At 60.5% G+C, this 21,379-nt stretch carries 16 protein-coding genes; 13 read left to right on the top strand and 3 right to left on the bottom strand.

Annotated features, from left to right (window positions below):
- The 4 genes from JNL55_RS21660 to JNL55_RS21645 form a co-directional block, all read left to right on the top strand.
- Positions 1-1,650: TonB-dependent receptor (locus tag JNL55_RS21660; RefSeq protein WP_293858748.1), on the top strand; the 1,650-nt coding region annotated here is incomplete at its 5' end.
- A gap of 11 nt (positions 1,651-1,661) precedes the next feature.
- Positions 1,662-3,269 carry a family 43 glycosylhydrolase gene (locus JNL55_RS21655; protein ID WP_293858745.1) on the top strand — a complete coding sequence of 536 codons (1,608 nt, stop codon included), beginning with the start codon at positions 1,662-1,664 and terminating at the stop codon, positions 3,267-3,269.
- Positions 3,270-3,319: 50 nt separating this feature from the next.
- Positions 3,320-4,204 carry an alpha/beta hydrolase gene (locus JNL55_RS21650; RefSeq protein ID WP_293858742.1) on the top strand — a complete coding sequence of 295 codons (885 nt, stop codon included), beginning with the start codon at positions 3,320-3,322 and terminating at the stop codon, positions 4,202-4,204.
- 27 nt (positions 4,205-4,231) lie between these two features.
- Positions 4,232-5,827, top strand: coding sequence for a carboxylesterase/lipase family protein (locus JNL55_RS21645; protein WP_293858739.1), 1,596 nt, complete (start codon positions 4,232-4,234; stop codon positions 5,825-5,827).
- A gap of 4 nt (positions 5,828-5,831) precedes the next feature.
- Here JNL55_RS21645 and JNL55_RS21640 read toward each other — a convergent pair whose 3' ends face one another.
- Positions 5,832-7,133, bottom strand: a complete 1,302-nt coding sequence (locus tag JNL55_RS21640) for a polysaccharide lyase family 1 protein (RefSeq protein ID WP_293858736.1) — start codon at positions 7,131-7,133, stop codon at positions 5,832-5,834.
- 112 nt (positions 7,134-7,245) lie between these two features.
- Between JNL55_RS21640 and JNL55_RS21635 the strand changes: the two genes are divergently transcribed.
- The 4 genes from JNL55_RS21635 to JNL55_RS21620 are packed head-to-tail and all read left to right on the top strand — an operon-like array spanning position 7,246 to position 10,880.
- Positions 7,246-8,082, top strand: coding sequence for a 2-keto-4-pentenoate hydratase (locus JNL55_RS21635; RefSeq protein ID WP_293858733.1), 837 nt, complete (start codon positions 7,246-7,248; stop codon positions 8,080-8,082).
- Positions 8,082-9,065 carry a TRAP transporter substrate-binding protein gene (locus tag JNL55_RS21630; protein WP_415923135.1) on the top strand — a complete coding sequence of 328 codons (984 nt, stop codon included), beginning with the start codon at positions 8,082-8,084 and terminating at the stop codon, positions 9,063-9,065. The genes JNL55_RS21635 and JNL55_RS21630 overlap by 1 nt, the downstream gene beginning before the upstream one ends.
- A 38-nt stretch (positions 9,066-9,103) precedes the next feature.
- The gene (locus tag JNL55_RS21625) at positions 9,104-9,592 is read left to right on the top strand and encodes a TRAP transporter small permease (RefSeq protein WP_293858727.1); all 489 of its coding nucleotides are present in this window, start codon (positions 9,104-9,106) and stop codon (positions 9,590-9,592) included.
- A 4-nt stretch (positions 9,593-9,596) separates the two neighbouring features.
- Positions 9,597-10,880, top strand: a complete 1,284-nt coding sequence (locus tag JNL55_RS21620) for a TRAP transporter large permease (RefSeq protein WP_293858724.1) — start codon at positions 9,597-9,599, stop codon at positions 10,878-10,880.
- On the opposite strand, the gene JNL55_RS21615 is transcribed toward JNL55_RS21620, so the two are convergent.
- A complete protein-coding gene (locus JNL55_RS21615; protein WP_293858721.1) occupies positions 10,870-12,342 on the bottom strand; it encodes a mannitol dehydrogenase family protein in 1,473 nt (490 codons plus the stop codon). The two genes, JNL55_RS21620 and JNL55_RS21615, sit on opposite strands and share 11 nt — an antisense overlap.
- A complete protein-coding gene (locus JNL55_RS21610; RefSeq protein ID WP_293858718.1) occupies positions 12,339-13,856 on the bottom strand; it encodes a UxaA family hydrolase in 1,518 nt (505 codons plus the stop codon). Before JNL55_RS21610 ends, JNL55_RS21615 begins: the two co-directional genes overlap by 4 nt.
- Before the next feature lie 138 nt (positions 13,857-13,994).
- Between JNL55_RS21610 and JNL55_RS21605 the strand changes: the two genes are divergently transcribed.
- The 5 genes from JNL55_RS21605 to JNL55_RS21585 all read left to right on the top strand — a co-directional run bounded on the left by JNL55_RS21605 (position 13,995) and on the right by JNL55_RS21585 (position 21,248).
- Positions 13,995-15,137 (top strand): LacI family DNA-binding transcriptional regulator, encoded by a 1,143-nt coding sequence (locus tag JNL55_RS21605; protein ID WP_293858715.1) that lies wholly within the window; start codon positions 13,995-13,997, stop codon positions 15,135-15,137.
- Between the two features lie 137 nt (positions 15,138-15,274).
- Entirely contained in the window at positions 15,275-16,687 is a 1,413-nt protein-coding gene (gene uxaC, locus JNL55_RS21600) for a glucuronate isomerase (RefSeq protein ID WP_293858712.1), read from the top strand.
- Positions 16,688-16,713: 26 nt separating this feature from the next.
- Entirely contained in the window at positions 16,714-17,565 is an 852-nt protein-coding gene (gene kduI / locus JNL55_RS21595) for a 5-dehydro-4-deoxy-D-glucuronate isomerase (RefSeq protein WP_293858709.1), read from the top strand.
- A gap of 2 nt (positions 17,566-17,567) precedes the next feature.
- Positions 17,568-18,332, top strand: a complete 765-nt coding sequence (gene kduD, locus JNL55_RS21590; RefSeq protein WP_293858706.1) for a 2-dehydro-3-deoxy-D-gluconate 5-dehydrogenase KduD — start codon at positions 17,568-17,570, stop codon at positions 18,330-18,332.
- 216 nt (positions 18,333-18,548) lie between these two features.
- Entirely contained in the window at positions 18,549-21,248 is a 2,700-nt protein-coding gene (locus tag JNL55_RS21585; RefSeq protein WP_293858703.1) for a PAS domain-containing sensor histidine kinase, read from the top strand.
- The last annotated feature ends 131 nt before the right edge of the window (positions 21,249-21,379 follow it).

Genomic DNA, 21,379 nt, shown 5'->3' with positions numbered 1-21,379 from the left:
TGGAACACCGAGTTCAACCAATATTCGTTGTCACTCGACCACGCGTTCTCCGATCGATTCAAGATCAATGCCTTGGTCGGCACGTCCAAGTCGGAGCTGGAGGTGGAGCGCGCCACCACCATCATTCTGGAAAACTTCGACTCGGATAATTTCGTCTACGACTTCCGCGGCAACCCGCAGCGGCCATTCATTTCGTATGGCTTCGATGTGACCAATCCGGCCAATTGGGTCGTCTCCGAAGTGCGCGAGCGTCCGAGCGATCAGTCGAACGAGTTCGACACGGGCCGCGTGGACGGTGTGTTCACGCTAAACGATACGTTCAAGTTGAAAGGTGGCGTGTCGTGGAAGGAATATGGGTTCGATGTGGTAGCCGGTGCGCGTGACACCACGTTGCCCATCAACAACGCCAGTTGCACTCTCGCACGACAGGCGGTTACAGCGTCGCAGGGATACCAGCAAGGCTACGGCGACAACAATCTGCCAGCCGGTATGGCGAACAGCTTCTTCGTGGCGGACGTGAAGGCGCTCGCGAATGCCCTCAACCTGTACACGAACACTGCCTGCTTCCCGTTGCGCACGCTGGCCGCCGACGTGCGCAGCGTGACCGAAGAAGATTTGGGCTATCACGTGCAACTCGACTTCGACACCACGGTGTTCGGCTTGCCGTTGCGAGGCGATGTCGGTGTTCGCTATGTCGAGACCGATCTGACCTCGACGGGCCTGCAGACCATCGGCACTCAGAACGTGGCTGTCACCGTGGATCGAAAGTACGACGACACTTTGCCAGCAGTGAACTTGGTGTTGGAACCGGTGCAGGATTTCCTGGTGCGTGGCGCGTTCTCGAAAGTGATGTCGCGTCCACCGCTGGCTTCGCTCTCGCCCGGCGGCAGCATCGGTGGCTTCTCCACCCCGCCCACAGTGACCTTCGGCAACCCCGACCTGCAGCCGTTCCGTGCCAAGGCCTACGACTTGTCGTTCGAATGGTATTTCGCCGACGAAGCGCTGGTCGCGCTGGCTCTGTTCCGCAAGGACATCGAGTCGTTCGTGGTCAACAATGTCGGCTACGCGTTCTGGTCCACGCTCGGCCTGCCGGATAGCCTGCTGGATCAAGTGCCGGCCGATCCTTCCATGCAGTTCGAAGTGCGCCGGCCGGTCAATGGTCGCGGCGGTAAGTTGGAAGGCTTTGAAATCCAGTATCAGCAGCCATTCACCTGGTTGCCCGGGCCGCAGTGGTTGAGCAACTTCGGCACCATCCTCAACTACACCAATGTCGAATCGAAGGTGAACTTCGCCGACGCGGGCGCGACGCCTCGTATTCTGAATCTGGTTGGTCTGTCCGAGCAGTCGGCGAATGTGACCTTGTACTACGACAATGACACCTTCAGTGCGCGTGTGTCGGTGGCGTATCGCGACCAGTTCATGACCAGCGCAACTTCACGTGTGCCCAACGACATCGACTTTACGGATGAGTCGACCTACGTGGACTTCTCTACCAGCTACAAGGTCAGCGATCACTTCAAGGTGTCGTTGGAGGCACTCAATCTCACGGACGAATATCGCACTGACTTGATGGATAGCACCGCCGAGCGCCTGAATAACTATGTGCACACCGGTCGTCAGTACTATCTGGGTCTGCAGTATTCGTATTGAGCGGCGGTGACATGACTGAGATCAGTCGACGCGAGCTGCTGGGCTCGGCGATTCTGGGTGCAGCGGCGGGAGCGATGCCCGCCGCTGCGCAAAGTGCTCCTGCTCCTCGAGCCTGGCGACGAGGCATCGAAGGCCAACGTCAGGCCGATCTGGGCGACGGCACGTTTTTGAATCCCATCGTGCCGGGCGATCACGCCGATCCGACCGTTCTCAAGGACGGCGACGACTACTACCTGACGTTCTCATCGTTCGACGCCTATCCCGGCGTGGTGATTTGGCATTCGCGCGACTTGGTGAACTGGCAACCGCTGGTGGCGGCGCTGACTCAACCCATCGGCTCGGTGTGGGCTTGCGAACTCATCAAGCACCAAGGCCGCTACTACATCTATATCCCGGCGCGCTGGCCGGATCGCAAGTCCACGTACGTGATTCATGCCGACAATATTCGGGGACCGTGGAGCCAGCCTATCGATCTGAATTTGCCGGATCACATCGACCCAGGACACATCGTTGGCGAAGACGGCAAGCGCTTCTTGTTTCTTAGCGGCGGCGACCGAGTCCGACTCACTGACGATGGCCTGAAGACCGATGGGCCGGTCGAGCACGTCTACGACCCGTGGCGCTATCCCGAAGACTGGGTCGTCGAAGCGTTCGCGCCGGAAGGCCCTAAGCTGCTGCGACGGGGCGAATGGTTCTACATGATTACTGCTGTGGGTGGCACCGCCGGTCCGCCGACTGGCCACATGGTGATTGTCGCGCGTTCTAAGTCTATCCATGGGCCGTGGCAGAACGATCCGGCCAATCCCATCGTGCGCACTTACTCGGCCAAGGAGAAGTGGTGGTCGCGGGGCCATGCCACTTTGGTGGAAGGGCCGGCCGGCGATTGGTGGATGGTGTACCACGGCTACGAGAATGGCTTCTGGACACTCGGCCGCCAGACATTGCTCGAGCCGGTCGAGTGGACCCAAGACGGTTGGTTCCGAGCCAAGGGCGGAGATTTGTCACAACCCCTCGCCAAGCCGGCGAAAGGTAAACCGTCGCCCAACGGCATGCCGCTGTCGGACGACTTCTCCGGCAATCGTTTCGGGGTGTTGTGGGGCTTCTACCATCCCGGGCCGAACGAGCTGGCTCGCGTGCAATATGGAACCAAGTCGTTGCGGATCGCCGGCAAAGGCTCGCAGCCCAACGATTGCTCGCCGCTGTCCTTTATTGCGCCGGATACTTCGTATCGGGTGACGGTCGCTATCGAGTTGCAGGGCGACGCGCAGGCCGGGCTCTTGCTGTTTTATAACAAGCGGCTGTACTGCGGGCTGGGGTTCGACGCGCATGGCCTGACCATGCATCGCTATGGATTGGAGCGCCGGAATAAGATGCCGCCAGGGGTCGAGCGCCGTCTGCAGTTACAGATCGAGAACGACAGTCACATCGTGACCATTCGTTACAGCCTCGACGGCAAGCACTGGAAAAAGTACGACGTGCAAATGGAAGTCTCCGGCTATCACCACAATGTGGCTTATGATTTCCTCAGTCTGCGACCGGCCTTGTATGTGGCAGGCCAGGGCGCAGCCGTGTTTCGTGACATGCGTTATGAGGCGCTAGAGAGTTCGACGAAATCATGACCAACAGCAAGTGGCGCCGTGGCGCGCTGTGTTTACTTGGGTGGGTGGCGATGACGAACCTGGCAGGGGCGGCTGAACCGTCGGCACAACCGCTGTACGCGGGTGATATTCCGGGTGCCATCGCTGCGCCGGATGAAGAAACGTTACGGGATGCCGCGGAGCCGTGGCCGTTCTATCAGAACATCTCCAAGCCGACCCTCACGGCCTATAAACCCGCCAAGCAAGATCCCAAGCGCGCTGCTGTCATCATCTTTCCGGGCGGCGGCTATCGCGGGGTGTCGATACTCAAAGAAGGTTACGACGTCGCGCGGGCATTCAACGAGATGGGCGTTACTGCGTTCGTGGTGAAGTATCGAACGCCCAGCGACAAGCACATGAAGGACAAGCGCGTCGGGCCGCTGCAGGATGCTCAGCAGGCCATCGCAAGTGTGCGGCGTGATGCAGCCAAGTGGCAGATCGATCCTGCGCGCATCGGTGTGATGGGATTCTCTGCGGGCGGGCATCTGGCCGCCAGCGCTGGCACGCTGTTCAAATCACCTGTGCTGTCGCAATGGCAGGCGTCCGAGGTGCGACCGGATTTTCTGATGCTCATCTATCCAGTGATCACGTTCACGGACGCGAGCATGCACAAGGGGTCGCGGCAGATGTTGCTGGGTGACGCGCCGTCGGCTGAGGATTCGCAGAAGTTCTCCATGGAGCTGGCGGTCAGTGCGCAAACGCCGCCGACCTTCCTCATTCATGCGGCGGACGATTCGGGCGTGCCGGTCGCCAACAGCATTCGGTTCTTCGAAGCGCTGCAGGCGAAAAAGATTGCTGCGCAGCTGATGATCTATCCGGCGGGCGGACATGGTTACGGCTTGAACAATGCGACCACTGGCGATCGCTGGATCGAACGCTGCCGGCAGTGGTTGCAGAGCCAGGGTTGGATTTCGTAGCTGCTGACGGTTCTCTGCGAGGGCCAGATGAAGGACACATCCTCGATCTCGCGCCGTGAACTGTTGGCGGACTCATTGCTGCTGGCGAGTGGCCTGAGCTTGCCTACGATGGCACATGCCGATTCCGGTAAGAGCAGCATCTTGAAAACGCACGCCGGCAAAGTTGCTGGCGTTAAAGCGCAAGGCGTGCACGTGTTCAAAGGCGTTCCTTACGGCGCCGACACTCGCAAGGCACGCTTCCTTCCGCCGCAACCGCTTGCCGCTTGGAAAAATACTCGCGATGCAGAGCGCTACGGTCCTGCTTGTCCGCAGCCAGGCTCACGCGAATCGATGAGCGAGGACTGCCTGGCCTTGAACGTTTGGACGCCGGCCTTGCGCGACGGCGGTAAGCGTCCCGTGATGGTCTGGTTTCATGGTGGTGAGTTCAGCAGCGGTTCCGGATCGAGCCCGCTCTACGACGGCACTAGGCTCTGTGTTCGTGGCGATGTTGTCGTCGTCACGGTGAATCATCGTTTGAATGTGTTCGGTCATTTGTATCTGGGGCGCCTGGCTGGGTCGCGGTACGCGTCGTCCGGCAATGTCGGTATCGTGGATCTGGTGCAAGCGCTTGCGTGGGTACGCGATCACGCCGAACTGATCGGCGGCGATCCGGAAAAGATCATGGTGTTCGGTCAGTCTGGCGGCGGTGCCAAGATCGCCACGTTGATGGCCATGCCGGCGGCCCAAGGCTCGTTCCATCGGGCGGCTACCATGAGCGGTCAGCAAATCACTGCAGCGGGCCCGCGTGGTGCGACTCAGCGTGCACGAACCGTATTAGATACGTTGAAGATCGGGCCGAGTGATGTCGCGAAGTTGAATGATGTGCCGACGGCGGAATTGGTTGCCGCGACACGCGCTAACGATCCGTCGATGGTGGGGCGAAGTGTTTACTTCGGGCCGGTGCTCGATCACTTGGCGTTACCGCGTCATCCGTTTTATCCAGACGCGCCGCCGCTGGCGGCCGACATCCCGATGATCATCGGCAATACGCTCGATGAGACTCGCGCGTTTCTAGGTAACGAACCTGGCGTGCATGAGTTGACGTGGGAGGAGTTGCCCGAGCGTTTGTTACCGCAGCTCCATGTGGATATTCAGCCGGAGTCCGTGATTGCTGAGTATCGGAAGTGGTATCCGAAGTCTTCGGCTACGGAAGTGTTTTTCGCCGCGACCACGGCGGGGAGGTCGTGGCGAGGTGCGGTGATTGAAGCGGAGCTGCGTGCTCAGCAGGGATCGCCGGTGTATGCGTATCAGCTGAACTATCGCTCGCCGCTGGAGAATGGACGCTTCGGTGCCATGCATGGCATGGACATTCCGTTGGTGTTCGACAATGTTTCTCAGCCTGGTTCGCTGGCCGGCAAGGACTCGAACGCGCAGAAAGCAGCAGAGCAAATGAGTGAGGCCTTCATTGCCTTTGCTCGGACTGGGAAGCCAGCGCATGGCGGGATTCCGGCGTGGCGACCGTATGAGTTGCCAGAGCGCGCGACGATGGTCTTCGATGTGAGGTCGGAGTTGGTCAACGATCCGAGAGGCGAGGAGAGGAAACTGTTCGCACAGGTGCCGTACATTCAGCGCGGCACGTACTAACAGCTTATTTCTTCACCCGCGGCGTCATGTACCGAAGGTCCCACTCTTTCTCATCGAACCTCTGCCTGGTTTCTTTATAGGCGGGATAACCGCCCACCTGCTCCTCGCTGTCGATAATCGATCCGCGGCCTTCGATCGTGTCCGCAACGATGCGGGCATCGACGGGATCTCGATCCCACGGCCTGGCACCAGCCTCACGAATCACCGCATCCTGCACTTCCGCAGCCGAGAGCACTTCCACACCAAACGGCAACGCTGGCTTCCCTAGCGGAATCAGCTTGGCCGACGAATTGGTATACCGCCCCTGCTTGGGCAACTCCTGGCCGCGCCAATCCACCGCAATGTTGTCGGCCTCGTAGTACTCCAGATCTCCCGAGCCACCCAGCATGAACAACGGCAAATTCGCCGGCGTCGACGGCCCACCGCGCAACACGTTGCCGATCAACACGAGTCGTCCCGTTTGATACGGCTGACCTCGCCACTCTTCAGCGATCAAGTTGTAATGAACCGCACGCGGCCCGGGGTTGTAGATCAGATTATTAATGACCATCCCACGCACGCCGCCCTTGAACAGCGGATTGCGTTCATAGTTGTGTGCGTACAAATTGCCGATGATCAGAATGTCGCTGGCATTGTCGTGAATCAGCGAGCCCTTGGAATGTTCGCCTTTCGCATGCGTGGAGTGCGCCAGCCCTTCGGCAATGATGTTGTTACTGAAGGTGATGCGATGAGACGTGCCTTTGCGCCATTCCTCCACGGTCTTGCCGGTGAAGCGTGGCCCGGACGCTGACAGGTTCTCGTCGACGGCCCAAGTCATGGAGCAATGATCGACGATGACGTTGTAAGCGCCGACGGTTGAGAACGCATCAGGCTCCCAACCTTTGCGTGGTTCCGAACCGGCGGAACCGGTGCGCACGCGAATGTGCTGGAGGACTACGTCATGAGTCAGCACGTCGATGCCGGTGCGAATCAAGGTGATGCCGGGCGAAGGTGCGGTCTGGCCTGCGATGGTGACGAACGGTTCGCGCAGCTTGATCTCATGCTTGTTCATGTCGATCACGCCGCCGACTTCGAACACCACGATGCGCGGTCCTTTGGTCTCCAGCGCTTCCAGCAGTGACCCGGGTCCGTCCGCATTCAGTGTGGTGACGCGGATGATGCGTCCACCGCGACCGCCCGCAGTTTGAGCAGCGGCGCCTTGCGCGCCGGGGAAGGCGACGGGCTGGTCCGCAGTTGCGATAGCAGCTACCAACAGCAAGACCATCGAGCCGAGTTTGGCGCGCAACGATGCCGTCTTCTTATGCATGAATCCCCCTGACACAGGCCGGTCCATTATCCCCGGTGCATTGTAAATGACACCGGTTTCCTATATACAGTTTTTGAGTCGAAAAAGTCAGGTTCGAGGGGGATACTGCGACATGAATACCGCGGTGTTACATGGGCTGCCGAACTCCGGCGCCGAAACCATTGCCGAACAATTCGTCCGCGCGCGCCTGGCGGGCCAGTCCATCCCACAGTTTCCGGGGACGGTGCCCCGCACCCTGGCCGACGCTTATCGCTGCCAGGACTTCGCCATCCAGCGCTTCCCCGATGACATCGTCGGTTGGAAAGTGGCTCGCGTCCCTGCGCCGTTCTTTCAACAATTTCCTGAAGAGCGCTTGGTCGGTCCCGTGTTCCGACGCAACCTGCGGGTGGCGCGCGTCGGGCAGGTCGTCGACTTCCCGATCTTTCAAGGCGGCTTCGCTGCTGTCGAAGCCGAGATCGTGTTGCGTGTGAATGAAGACGCGCCGGCCAACAGAACCAATTGGACTCTCGATGAAGCGGCCGAGCTGGTACGCAGCTTTCATCTGGGCGTGGAAACGGCCAGCAGCCCGCTCGCGACCCTCAACGACTTGGGGCCGGGCGCCGTCATCGCGGACTTCGGTAACAACTGGGGCGTGGTGGTGGGTTCGCAAGTCGGCGAGTGGCGTTCTTTTGAAGAACTGGTGGTGTTGTCGTTCATCGAGGATTCGTTCGTCGGGCGCGGCACGGCCTTCATTCGGCAGGGCGCGCTGGGCGGATTGGTGTTCGCGTTGAACAAGTGCGCGCAACGTGGTCGGCCGCTGCGTGCCGGCGACGTCATTTCCACCGGCGCCATCACCGGCATTCACGAGATTCTGGTCGGTCAACAGTCGCGTCATGTTTTCGAAGGCTGCGGCGAGGTTGAGTGTCGCGGCGTGCGTGCTACCGAATATGTCTCCGACGTGACTCGCTGATCGTCATGAATCGGCGCGAGCTTCTGGTCGGTATCGGTGGCGTATGTGCCAGCGGCATGAGTTTGGCCGCGCCATCGAAGTCATTCATGACGGCGGCTGATGTGCATGTCGATGGCTATCCGACCGTCGAAGCCGTGCGCTGGATCGGTAAGAAGCTGCAGCAGGAAACCAACGGTCGCCTGAACATTCGCGTCTATCACGCCGGCCAGTTGGGGCGTGAGTCCGACACCATCGATATGACTCGATTCGGCGCGTTGGACATCACGCGCGTCAACTTCGCATCGCTCAACAATCCGTTCCCACTGACCCAGATTTTCTCGTTGCCCTATGTGTTCGACTCGGTCGAGCACATGCGACGAGCCGCCGATGGCGATGCTGGCCGCGCAGTGCTGGAAGGCTTTGGTAAACGCGATTTGGTGGGCCTCGCGCTTTACGATGCCGGCTCGCGATCCTTCTACAACACGCGTCGGCCGGTGCACGAGCCCAAGGATCTGCATGGCTTGAAAATTCGCGTGCCGCCGTCGGACATTTTCATCGAGCTGGCGCGGGCGTTGGGCGCGAATCCGACGCCGCTGCCGTTCGGTGAGTCCTACTCAGCGCTGCAAACGCATCTGATCGAAGGCGCCGAGAACAACTGGCGGACGTTTCATACCAGTCGTCACTTCGAAGTGGCGCGTTATTGGTCGCAATCCTCGCACTCGCATTCGCCGGAAGCGTTGCTCATGTCCCGGCGAACTTTCGAAGCCCTGCAACCGGCCGATCGTGAGCTGCTTGTCGCTACGGCGCGCGAGTCGGTGCCGTTCATGCGCCAGCTGTGGGACCGAATGGACGCCGAGTCGCGAGACTTTGTGCTGAAAGCCGGCGTGCAGGCCAACGAAGTGGATACCGCGGCCTTTCAGCGCGCTGCGCAGCCGGTGCTGCAACGATATTTGCAGCGACAAGGCTTGAATCAGGTCTACGAAAGCATTCGAGCAGTGGCGTAACTCGCATGGCCGTCAATCAGCAAACCGGAACCCTTGTCGTGGCGCGTTTCGCTTCCGTGCTCGACGTATTAGATCGTGCGGCGCTGTTCGTTGCATGCATCGGTTTGGGTGGCATGGCGGTGGTGCAAGGTTGGCAGGTGTTCGCACGCTATGTGCTGAACGACTCGCCGAGCTGGACCGAGCCGCTCGCTCTGTTGTGTATGAGCACGACCATGATGCTGGGCGCTGCATGCGGCGTGCGAGCGAATCGTCACTTCGGCTTTTTCATTCTGGTCGAGACCGCGAAGCCGAAGTTGCGTACTGCGCTGCTGACCGTCTCGAGTCTGATCGGTGCAGCCATCGGCCTGATGCTGGCCGTGTGGGGCGCCAAGATGGTGGGCGACGGCTGGGACTATCCCATCGCCGGCGCGCCGTTCCCGCAAGGCATCGCGTATTTGCCGTTGTGTGTCGGCGGGCTGCTGATTGCGATCTTTGCGCTCGAGAAGGTGCTGATCCCGGCGCCTCAGCAGGACCTCACGGCGGAATAACACCATGGCCGTCACCATTCTGTTTGCTTCCCTGGCGCTGCTACTGCTGATCGGTTTGCCGGTCGGTTTCGCGCTGATCGCATCGTCGTTCGCGACGGTGTTGTATCTCGGATTGCCGCCGAGCGTGGTCGCGTTGCAGACAGCGGCGGGCGCGAACGCCGCGTCACTGATCGCGATTCCATTGTTCATCTTTGCGGGCGAGATGATGATGCGTGGAGGTATCTCCGAGCGATTGATCTCGTTCGCGTCATCGCTGGTTGGTCATCTGCGCGGTGGCTTGGGTCAGGTGAATGTGCTCGCGTCGTTGTTCTTCGGCGGCGTGTCTGGCTCGGCGATCGCCGACGTGTCCGCCATCGGGGGCACGATGATTCCGCAGATGGCGAAACGTGGGTTCGATAGAGACTTCGCGGTGAATGTCTCGATCACCGCGGCGCTGGTGGCGTTGCTGGTGCCGCCGTCTCACAACTTGATTCTGTACTCGGCCTCCGCCGGCGGCTCGATCTCGATTGCAGACTTGTTTGCGGCCGGCGTCATTCCGGCATTGCTCATGACGCTGGTGGTGATGACTACCAGTTGGGCCATCGCGAAACGCCGCGGCTATGCCACGGAGGCGTTCCCTGGCATGAAGGAAGTTCTGATTCGCTTTGTCGCCGCCTTGCCGGGGTTGCTACTGGTCGCGCTGATCTTCATCGGCATTCGCGCCGGCATCTTCACCGCGGTGGAGAGTGCGGCCATCGCAGTGTTCTATGCGATTCTGGTGACCGGCGTGGTGTATCGCCGTCTGACCTGGGCGCACTTCAAAGAGACGTGCATGGGGGCGGTACGCACGACTGGCTTGATCCTGTTCGTGATTGGCGCCGCCGCGTCGTTCGGTTGGCTGCTGGCTTACATGCAAGTGCCGACAGCGGCGGTCGAGGCACTGACCAGCGTGGCAGGCAACAAGCACGCGATTCTGATCATGCTGGTGATTATGTTGCTGGCGTTGGGCACGTTCATGGATCTCGCGCCCATGATCATCATCTGTACGCCCATCTTCTTGCCGGTGGCCAAGGCCTTCGGTGTGGACCCGGTGCACTTTGGCGTAATCCTGATTCTCAACGCCGGCATCGGCTTGATTACGCCGCCGGTGGGCTCACTGCTATTCGTCGGCACCGCCATCGGTAAGATCAGCGTCACGCAAGCGCTGCGAACGATTTGGCCGTTCTATCTCGCAGCGCTGACTGTGTCGTTGATCGTGGTGTTCGTGCCGCAGCTGTCGCTTTGGCTGCCGTCTCTTCTCAAGCACTAAAAGCTGCGAGTGCCTCACCGAGAGTCGCCGGGCTCTCGACCTTCGACAGCTGCGCGTAAGCGTTCTCCAGCCCAGTGCGGAACCTCGCGTTGCCGGCCAGCTCTGCGCTGAACACCTTCTCCAGGCTGAGGAAAATAGCCACGTCGCTGGCCGCATCGCCCGTGCATTTCTGGGCAAGCTCGGTGAGCTGAGCGGCGAGCGGATCCATGAGTTGCCGTTCATGCCGCACTTGCCGGCGAATGAAATGAAACCAAGCCGCGAGTGGCACACATAGCCGAGCAATCGAGCGGCCGGCGGCCAGGTTCTCCGCAATGGTCGGAAGAATTCGGAACGGCAACTTCTGCGAGCCGTCCCACGCGATCTGCGACAACAAATGACGGATGGTCGGATTACGAAACCGTCGCAACACTGCTTCGATGTACTGATCCAGGTCGAGGCCTTTGGGTGCGGCGAGGCCGGCGCGAATGTCCTCAACCATCATGTGGCGGACAAAATTCGCGAGCGCGCTGTCGCTCATGGCGGAGGACACGGTCTCGTAGCCGGCCAAGCTGCCGGTGTAGGCCAGCGTCGAGTGCGCGCCATTCAACAAACGCAGCTTGGCGCGTTCAAAGCCCGCGACATCGTCGGTCACGGTGACGCCGGCAGCCGCCCAATCAGGCTGCGGCCCGCGAAGCTTGTTCTCGATCACCCATTGGCTGAAAAACTCACGCTGCACTGGCCATAGGTCCTCGACACCGAGCGCCTCTTTCACTCGCGTGCGAAGTGTGTCATCAGTGGCTGGAGTGATGCTGTCCACCATCGTGCAGGGGAATGGCACTTCCTTCTCGACCCACGCAACCAGCGATGGATCGCTGGAGCGAACGAACTCGAGCACGGCGCGCCGCAAGCGGTGACCGTTGTCCGCGAGGTTGTCGCAGCTGATGATGTTGAACGGCTCGCGACCCAAGTCATGTCGCATGCGCAGAGCACGAGCTAGAAAGCCAACGAACGTCTTCGGCGTGTGCGGCTGGTGCAAGTCATGGGCAATATCCGGATGCGAGAAGTCCAAGCCACCTTCTTTGTTGAGGCAGTAACCTTTCTCGGTGATGGTCGCCGAGACGATGCGCGTATCGGCGGAGATCATGCGTGCGAGCACCGAGCTTGGCGACTGTGGCGCCACCAGCACTTCAGTCACAGAACCGATGACCCGAAACGAAGACTGCTGGTCGAGAATGGCAATGGTGTAGAGCCCAACTTGCGGTGCCAGCGCGTCACGCACGCCCGCACTGTGCAGGGACACTTCGCAAATGCCCCAGCGCGGATCGCTGTGCAGGATGTCGTCGAAGTAACAGGCCTGATGCACGCGATGAAATGCGCCGGGGCCGAAGTGGACGATGCCGGTCGTTATAGCGTTGCGGTTGTACGCGGGAGTTTTTACGCCGCGTTTGGCAATGGCCGCCACAGAGTCAGTCGATAAAGTCACAGAGTCACACCGTCTTTCCAAATAGCAATTTCACGTTGTTCGTTGAGCTCGTTGCGGGCCGGCTGGCCGGACGCCGTGGCGACGATCAATTGCAAGAACTCATCGGTCACGGTTTCCGGATCGGCGGCATGCAGCGCCTTGCCCGCGTCGAAATCGATCCAATGTGATTTGCGTTCGGCCAGCGGCGTGTTCGAGCTGATCTTGAGGGTCGGCACGGGGAAGCCCAACGGCGTGCCGCGCCCCGTGGTAAACAACAAAATGGTGGCGCCGGCCGCAACCAGTGCCGTCGAGGAAATGCCGTCGTTACCCGGCGCTTCGAGCAAGGTCAGGCCGGGTTTGGTAGTGCGCTCGCCGTAGCGAAGCACTTGAGTGACAGTTGCGTGGCCGCCTTTCTGTACGGCGCCCAGCGACTTCTCTTCCAGCGTGGTGATGCCGCCAGCGATGTTGCCCGGCGATGGGTTCTCGTGCACCGGCTGATGGTTGCGCAGGAAATATTCTTTGAAGTCGTTGACGACGTGCACGATGCCGTCGAACACCTCGCGGCTCTCGGCTCGCTGCATCAACAAACGTTCGGCGCCGAAGATCTCGGGAATCTCAGTCAGCACGGCGGTGCCGCCCGCAGCTGTGACGCGATCTGCGATGCGGCCCACCAGTGGGTTCGCGGTGATGCCGCTGAATCCGTCCGAGCCACCGCACTTCAGGCCGACGACCAGATCGTCGAGTCCACAAGGTACGCGCTGATCGCGTTCGGCCAGTTGCACGAGTTCATCGACGCCTTGCAGTCCTGCTTCGGTCTCATCTTCGGTGGCTTGCGCGGCGAAGTAACGAATACGCTCGCGCTCTGCTTCGGGGATTTCCGTGAGCAGCTTGGTGAGCTGATTCGATTCGCAGCCCAAGCCAAGAATCAGCACGCCGCCGGCGTTGGGATGACGCGCCAGGCCAGCGATCAAACGTCGCGTACGATCCAGATCGCCGCCGAGTTGTGAGCAGCCGAACTGATGCGGAAAGGCGAGCACATTGTCGATGCGACCGGCGTATTTCTGTGCGGCCAATCGAGCGATCCGTTCCGCTGTGCGACCGACGCAGCCGACGGTGCACAGAATCCAGATCTCATTGCGCGTGCCGACTTTGCCGTTGGCGCGACGGTAACCAAGGAACGAACCTGCAGCGGCCGCGGGCTTGCTCACCTCAGTCGCATTGCTCGCGGCGTATTCATATTCGTCGGTGCCACTGAGCAATGTTTCTAAGTTGTGAGAATGAACATGCGCGCCGACCGCGATGTCGACAGTGGCGCGGCCGATGGGCCAGCCATATTTGCGAACGGCTTGTCCCGCTGATACCGGGCGAATGGCCAGCTTATGTCCACGCACAATGGCGGCGGTCGTCACGACGGTGCTTTCGCCGACCGTAATGGTCTCGTGCGCGGCCAGGTCTCGCAGGGCCACTGCCACATCGTCATCCGGCGCGACCCGGTAGACAGCCGGCGGGTCAGAGGGGGAAGGGAGAGCGCTCATGGTCTGCATGATGGCACTGACGGGGTAGGTAGGGAAACCGGTGTCAGCCGGCGCCCGGTTCTGGTACCGTTACTGCGCTCGGCCCTGCACGCAAGGTATTCTGGCACGGCCAGATTCATAGTAAGAGTTACCTCGTCGATGGCGAGAAAATCCGCCAAGAAAACCACTCGTCAGCCTGCTCCGGCGCCCGTTGCGCGCGCCGTGGTCGAGACACGCCCGGCCAATCCTGAACCGCGTCCCGCGACGTTGCGTCGGACGGTGGAGAAGAAGCACACCATCAACGACATTGCGCGCCTGGCCAATGTCTCGAAAAAGACCGTGTCGCGGGTCATCAACGAATCGCCGTTCGTGCGCGAAGAAACGCGCACGCGCATCGCTGAAATCATCCGTAGCACGGGCTTTACGCCGGATCCGCAGGCGCGCGGCTTGGCCTTCCGCCGTTCGTACTTGATCGGTTTGGTCTACGACAATCCGAATGCGCCGTATGTGATCAACGTGCAAGAAGGCGCGCTCGGGGCCTTGCGCCGCGTGGGCTACGAATTGGTGGTGCATCCCTGCGATCGCAATAGTCCGGAATTTCTCAGCGACATTCGGCAATTGGTCAGCCGCCAGAAGCTCGATGGCATGCTGATTCTGCCGCCGGTGTCCGAGAACAATGCGCTCGCCGATCTATTGCGCGAGATCAATTGTCCCTACATCCGGATTCTGTCGGCCGCGCTGGATGAGCCGCAAAACCTGGTGCAGTCCATGGACCGCCAATCCGCAGCCGAAGTGGCCGAGCATTTGGCCAAGCTGGGACACACGCGCATCGCCATGATCATCGGCCCGCCGACCTATCGCTCTTCGCAGGAACGGCTCGAGGGCTTTTCCAATGCACTCGCGGATCGGGGTCTGACCTTGGCGCCGGACTACATAGCAGAAGGCGCGTACACCTTCGAATCGGGCGCTGCTTGCGCCGAAATGCTGTTATCACGCACGCCGCGGCCCACTGCGATCTTCGCCGGCAACGACGAGACCGCGGCCGGCGTGTATCGCACGGCGTACTTGCGCGGCCTGCGTATTCCGCACGATTTGACCATCATCGGCTTCGACGACAGCCCGCTGGCGTCGCGGCTTTGTCCCTCGCTGACCACCATGCGCCAGCCCATTCGAGACATGGGCCGATTGGCGGCGGAAAAGCTGATCTCAAAAATCTCGCGCACCGAAGGGCCATCGCAGGCGGCCACTACGGTGTTTCCACATCTGGTGGTGCGCGAGTCCTCGGGAAGGCCGGCAACTTAACGACGCCGGTTAACGACACTCCCGCGAGTTTTGCGCACAGTTCAGCTTTGTGACGGGACAGACGGCTGGCGGCAGATCATGACACCGGTTACCATTTGTCCTCCTGAAACTGCCCGGCCTGCGACTTGGCGACGGCGATGAGCACACCTTTACACCTGCACGAAGATCGATTGTTTCCCGCCGACGCCGCTGTCCGAGAGATTGCGCGCCGCCTGTATGCGGAAGTTCGAGACCTGCCGATTCTGAGCCCGCACGGTCATACCGATCCGCAATGGTTCTCGGGCAATGCGCCGTTCAGTAATGCGACGGAGCTGTTGCTGGCGCCGGATCATTATTTGTTTCGGATGTTGTACAGCCAAGGGCTCGACCTGAACGAGCTGGGTGTCGGTTCGCGTCGTGGTCCGTCAACCGCGAATCCGCGCGAAGCGTGGCGTCAGTTCGCTGCGAATTTGCATGTGTTCGCGGGCACGCCGTCGTGGCTGTGGTTGAACTACGTGTTCTCGAAAGTGTTCGGCTTGACGGTGCGGCTCGAAGCAGCCACGGCTGATCACTACTTCGATCTGATCGGCGAGAAGCTGGCGACCGATGCGTTCCGTCCGCGCGCGTTGTTCGAACGTTTCAATATCGAAGTGATCGCGACCACCGAGTCGCCGATCGACACGCTGGATCATCATCACCAGATTCAAAGCAGCGGCTGGAAAGGTCGCGTCATCACTGCGTATCGCCCCGATGCGGTGATCGATCCCGAGCATGAGCAGTTCAAGGATGCGCTGAAGCGCTTCGCGGAAATCACCGGCGAAGATGTTTACTCGTGGCAGGGCTATCTCAGCGCGCATCGCAAGCGTCGCGCTGACTTCATGAAAGCAGGCGCGACTTCGACGGATCATGGTCATCCGACCGCGGCGACTGCGGATCTAAGCGAAGCCGCCGCGCAACGCCTGTTCGAGAAAGTCACCAAAGGCAGCTTCACTGCTGCCGATGCCGAGCTATTCCGCGCCGCCATGCTGGTCGAGATGGCCAAGATGAGCCAGGACGATGGCCTGGTGATGCAAATTCATCCGGGCGCGTTTCGCAATCACAACCGCTGGTTGTTCGATACGTTCGGTCGGGACAAGGGCGCGGACATTCCGGAGAAGACCGAATACGTGCAAGCGCTGCGGCCGCTGCTGGATCGCTTCGGCAACAGCAAGACGCTGAGCATCATTCTGTTCACGCTGGATGAGACGGTGTACAGCCGTGAGTTGGCGCCGCTGGCCGGACATTACCCGGCGCTGAAGTTGGGGCCGTCGTGGTGGTTCCACGATAGTCCGGAAGGCATGTTGCGCTTTCGCGAGTACACGACTGAAACGGCGGGCTTCTACAACACTGTCGGCTTCAACGACGACACTCGCGCGTTCCTGTCAATTCCGGCGCGTCACGATCTCGCACGTCGCGTCGATTGTGTCTACTTGTCACGCTTGGTTGCCGAACATCGCATCGATGAAGACGCGGCGGCTCAGGTCGTCCGCGATCTGGCTTATCGGCTGCCGAAGCAGGCTTACAAGCTCTAACGGCGCCACTCTCAGGGGACTTCGACGTGTTCAACAAAACCTATCACGCCACGCATCCGTCCATGATGGACGGCGCCAGCAACGAGCAGCTGCGTCAGCACTACTTGGTGCAGGACCTGTTCAAGGAAAACACGATCGCGCTCAACTACACACACTACGAGCGTTTCGTGATCGGCGGCGCGCTGGCTGCGGGCCAAGCGCTGAAGCTGCCCGAGCAGACCGAGCCGGCGTCGGCGAAAGGCAAGCCGTTCCTCGAGCGTCGCGAACTCGGTGTGGTGAACATTGGCAAGAGCGCCGGCAAGGTCACGGTCGACGGTGCTGTTTACCACCTCGCGCCCAAAGATGGTTTGTATGTGCCGATGGGTTCGAAGGATGTGACGTTCGAAGCTGCGAAGGCTGGCGAGAGCGCGAAGTTCTATCTTGCGTCGACCCCGGCGCACGCGCGCTTCGAGGCGGTTCACATTTCCATCGACAAGGCCGTGCCACTGGAGCGCGGTGCGCCGGAGACTTCCAACGAACGCACCATCTATCAATACATCGTGCCGGCCACCTGCAAGTCTTCGCAGTTGTTGCTGGGCATGACGTTACTCAAGAGCGGCAGCGTGTGGAACACCATGCCGCCGCATCTGCACGACCGTCGCTCGGAAATCTATTTCTATTTCGATCTGGAAGGCGAGCAGCAGCGCGTCATGCATTTCATGGGCGAGCCCGATGAGATGCGCAGCATCGTCGTCAACAATGAAGAGGCCGTGATGTCGCCGCCGTGGTCCATCCATATGGGCGCGGGCACTCGAAACTACAGCTTCATCTGGGCGATGGGTGGCGAGAACCTGGACTACACCGACATGAATGTCCTCGATATCTGTCAGCTGAAGTAATCATGAGCCAAGCCGTTTCGTTTTCGCTCGCCGGCAAAGTCGCGCTGGTGACGGGTGCCAACACCGGACTCGGGCAGGGCATCGCTGTCGCTCTGGCCCAAGCCGGCGCCGACATCGTCGGCATCGCACGCTCCAGCACTGTGGATACAGAGCGCGGCGTGGTTGCGGCCGGGCGAAAGTTTCATTCGCTGTATGCTGATTTAGAGCGCAGTCATGAGGCGCATCAGATCGTGGCGCGTGCCATCGATGCGGCTGGGCGAGTGGATATTTTGATCAACAACGCCGGCATCATTCGGCGCAATGACGCACTGGTGTTCACCGAGCAGGACTGGGATGCGGCGTTGAATGTGAATTTGAAGACGCCGTTCTTTTTGGCGCAGGCGGTGGCACAGGCCATGGTCGATGCCGGGCGCGGCGGAAAGATCATCAACATCGCGTCGATGCTGTCGTTTCAAGGGGGCATCCGAACCGCGTCTTACACCGCAAGCAAGAGTGGTTTGGCGGGAGTGACCCGATTGTTGGCGAACGAGTGGGCTGCGTATGGAATCAATGTGAATGCCATCGCGCCGGGGTACTTCGAGACCAACAACACCACGGCACTGCGGGCCGATGAGCAGCGGAACAAAGACATCCTGAATCGGATTCCCGCCGGCCGCTGGGGCAAGCCGTCGGATTTGGGCGGCGCGGCCGTGTTCCTTTCTTCGGCGGCTTCGGACTATGTCCACGGGACAATCCTGCCCGTCGACGGCGGCTGGCTGGCTCGCTAACCGCCGCCAAGCCCCTAGGTCCCTCTCCGGCCCGGGGCTCCTGGAAAACCGCAGACGGCCCGCCTGTTGCGTTAGGGGAAACCCTTAACCGCTGCTAGTCGGGCGCCACAACACACTTTCTGGACGCGCTTTTGTTCAGACTCGGTCACATGCGGCCCTACGGCCCGGCTTTATGTCACTCATCCAAACTCGCAAGCTGACCGAAACTTCTTGTCCATGTCTGTCGTCGACCGCAGCACTGTCATCGATGCGCCCACCGCGCTCGATGCCGTCGTTCAGGGGATCGCGTTAGCGACCCGAGCGAGCGGGCAGGTTGCGCTGAGCTACCTCAACGACGCATTCACCCGTCTCACCGGCTATGACCGCGCCGAGCTCATGCACAGCGGCTTGCGATTGCTCAGCGGCCCTGATGGCGCTTCGGCAGTTCAAGATCATTTGCTCGAAGCCATTGGCACCGGCGAAGACTTCTCCGCTGACTGGCTGATTCATTGTCGTGACGGCCGGCAGCTGTGGACTCGGGTGAGTGCCCGCGCTGCGGATTCGAAGCATGCCGTCATCACCTTGGAAGACATCGCCGAGTTCAAGAGCACTCGCGAATCGTTGCGTGCCAGTGAAGCTCGCTTGGAGCTGGCCATGGAAGCCAGCGAGCTATCCATGTGGGATTGGAACGTTGCGCAAGACGTTGTTTCCTACAACGAGCAATGGCGCATTTCATTGGGCATCGATCCGCAACAGTTGCTCAAGCGTGAAGCGCTCAGCGAACGCTTGATGTTGCCGGCGGAAGAGTCGGCGGTGCTGGACAAGTTCGAGCGCCACTTCAATGGCGGCACCACGCACTTTCAATCCGAGTACAAGCTGGCCACTCACGATGGCACCGCTAAGTGGTTTTCTGCGCACGCCAAAGTCGTGCGGCGGGATGCGCATGGCAAGCCCGCTCGCGTCATCGGGGTTCTGCAAGACATCTCTCGCAGCAAGCAAGATCAGCGCACCGCGTTGGAAGTCGAGCAACGCTGGGAACGTGCGATTCGCGGCACTTCCGACGGTTTGTATGAATGGGACCTGCTGACCGGCCATGTTTGGTACGCCAGCCGGTTTCGCGACATCATCGGCTGTGGCGACGTGAATTTCGCCAACACCTTTCAGGCCTTCCAGAACGTGTTGCACGCCGACGATCGCATCGCGGTGCTGACCAAGATTCGCGCGCACTTGGAAAATCAAAGCCGGCTCGATACTCGCTGTCGCGTGGTTACGCGCCAAGGAAACATTGTTTGGTGTCGATTGCGCGGCGACGCTGAGCGTGATGCTTCCGGCCGCCCGACGCGCCTGGCCGGTTCGCTCAGCGACATCAGTGCGCAAATCGATGCCGAAAAGGCGTTGAGTCGCAGCCAGGATTTCTACGGCACGGTACTGGACTCGCTGCCGTTGTTCGTGGGCTACGCGGATCGCGACGAACGCATCCTGTACGCCAATCGAATGTTTCAACAGTTTTTCGCCACGCCGCTCGCCGACTCGCGCGGTCGCGTGATCAAAGACGTGATTGGCGATCGTCGCTACGGCGCCATTGGTCCGTATGTGCGCGACGCCCTGCGAGGCAAGACGCTCGAAGGCCAAGGTCGGTATCGCGACGCCGAGGGCAAGCAGATCGATTTGGAAGCCGCGTTCATTCCGCACTACGACGATGACGGCGAAATCCAAGGATGTTTCGTGGCCGCGCGCGACATCACCGAGAAGCGCTTGCTCGAAGCCGAGTTGCGTCAGAGTCAGAAGATGGAAGCGGTGGGCCGGCTGACCGGCGGCATCGCACATGACTTCAACAATTTGCTCTCGGTGATCCTCGGCAACATGCAGCTGCTGACGCGCTCGTTACAGCAAACGCCGCGTTTGTTACGACAAGCCGAGACGGCGCTCAACGCCGCTTTGCGCGGCGGTGAATTGATCAAGCGATTGCTGGCGTTCGCGCGCCAACAGGTGCTCGAGCCAAAAATCGTGGATTTAAATGGGCTGATTGGCGGCATGTACGAATTGCTGCGTCGCTCGTTGACAGGCGATATCGACATTCAGCGGCAGCTGGCGGCGGAGACTTGGTTTACGCGAGCCGATCCGGGTCAGCTGGAGAACGCGGTGCTCAACTTGGTCATCAATGCGCGCGATGCCATGCCTGGCGGCGGCGTGATTACCATAGCGACGCGCAATGTGACCATCGGCGCCGACCGCGGCCAGCGTGAAGATGGACTGACACCAGGTGAATATGCGCTGGTGGAAGTCGCCGACAACGGCGCCGGCATGTCGGCCGAGACCCTGAAACGAGTGTTCGAGCCGTTCTTCACCACCAAGGAAGTCGGCAAGGGCAGCGGCCTGGGCCTGTCGATGGTGTACGGCTTCGTCAAGCAATCGGGCGGCCACGTGCACATTGCCAGCATTCCGCAGCAGGGCACGACGGTGCAGCTGTATTTCCCTCGGTCACAGGCAGGTGTCGATGAAGTTCGGCCGGACGGAACCGCGCCAACCGAATCCCCGCGCGGTAGTGAGACCGTGCTCGTAGTGGAGGACAATGCTGAAGTCCGCGGCACTACGGTTGAAATTCTTACGAGCCTCGGCTATCGAGTGCTCGAGGCGGCCAACGGCCATCAGGCACTGGAGCGATTCATGAGACATCCGGACATCGCGCTAGTGTTCACCGACATCATGTTGCCGGGCGGACTGCTCGGCACGCAGTTGGTGGAGAAGCTCACTGAGCGCCGCGCCGAGTTGAAGGTGCTGCTCACATCGGGCTTCAGCGACAGCACCCTGATGCATCGGAGCGTGCTCGACGGCAGCGTCGAGCTGTTGCCCAAGCCTTATCAATTAGAAGAACTGGCGCGGCGCGTACGTGCCTTGCTGGATGGAAATGAGGAGAACAAGCGTGTTCCGGCGTGAGAGGAATTTGTTACTGGCGGTCGACGATGAAGCGGACTTCCTGGAGCTGATCGAACAGATCGGCAAGGGCGTCGGCTGCACCGTGATCACCGCCGACACAGCCGCCAGCTTCCGCGAGCAGCTGTCGCATC

The organism is Steroidobacter sp., from assembly GCF_016790065.1.
In the GTDB taxonomy this organism is placed as follows: domain Bacteria; phylum Pseudomonadota; class Gammaproteobacteria; order Steroidobacterales; family Steroidobacteraceae; genus Steroidobacter.
Note: the sequence above shows the minus strand (reverse complement) of the source record. Positions and strands in the feature narration are given on the sequence as shown.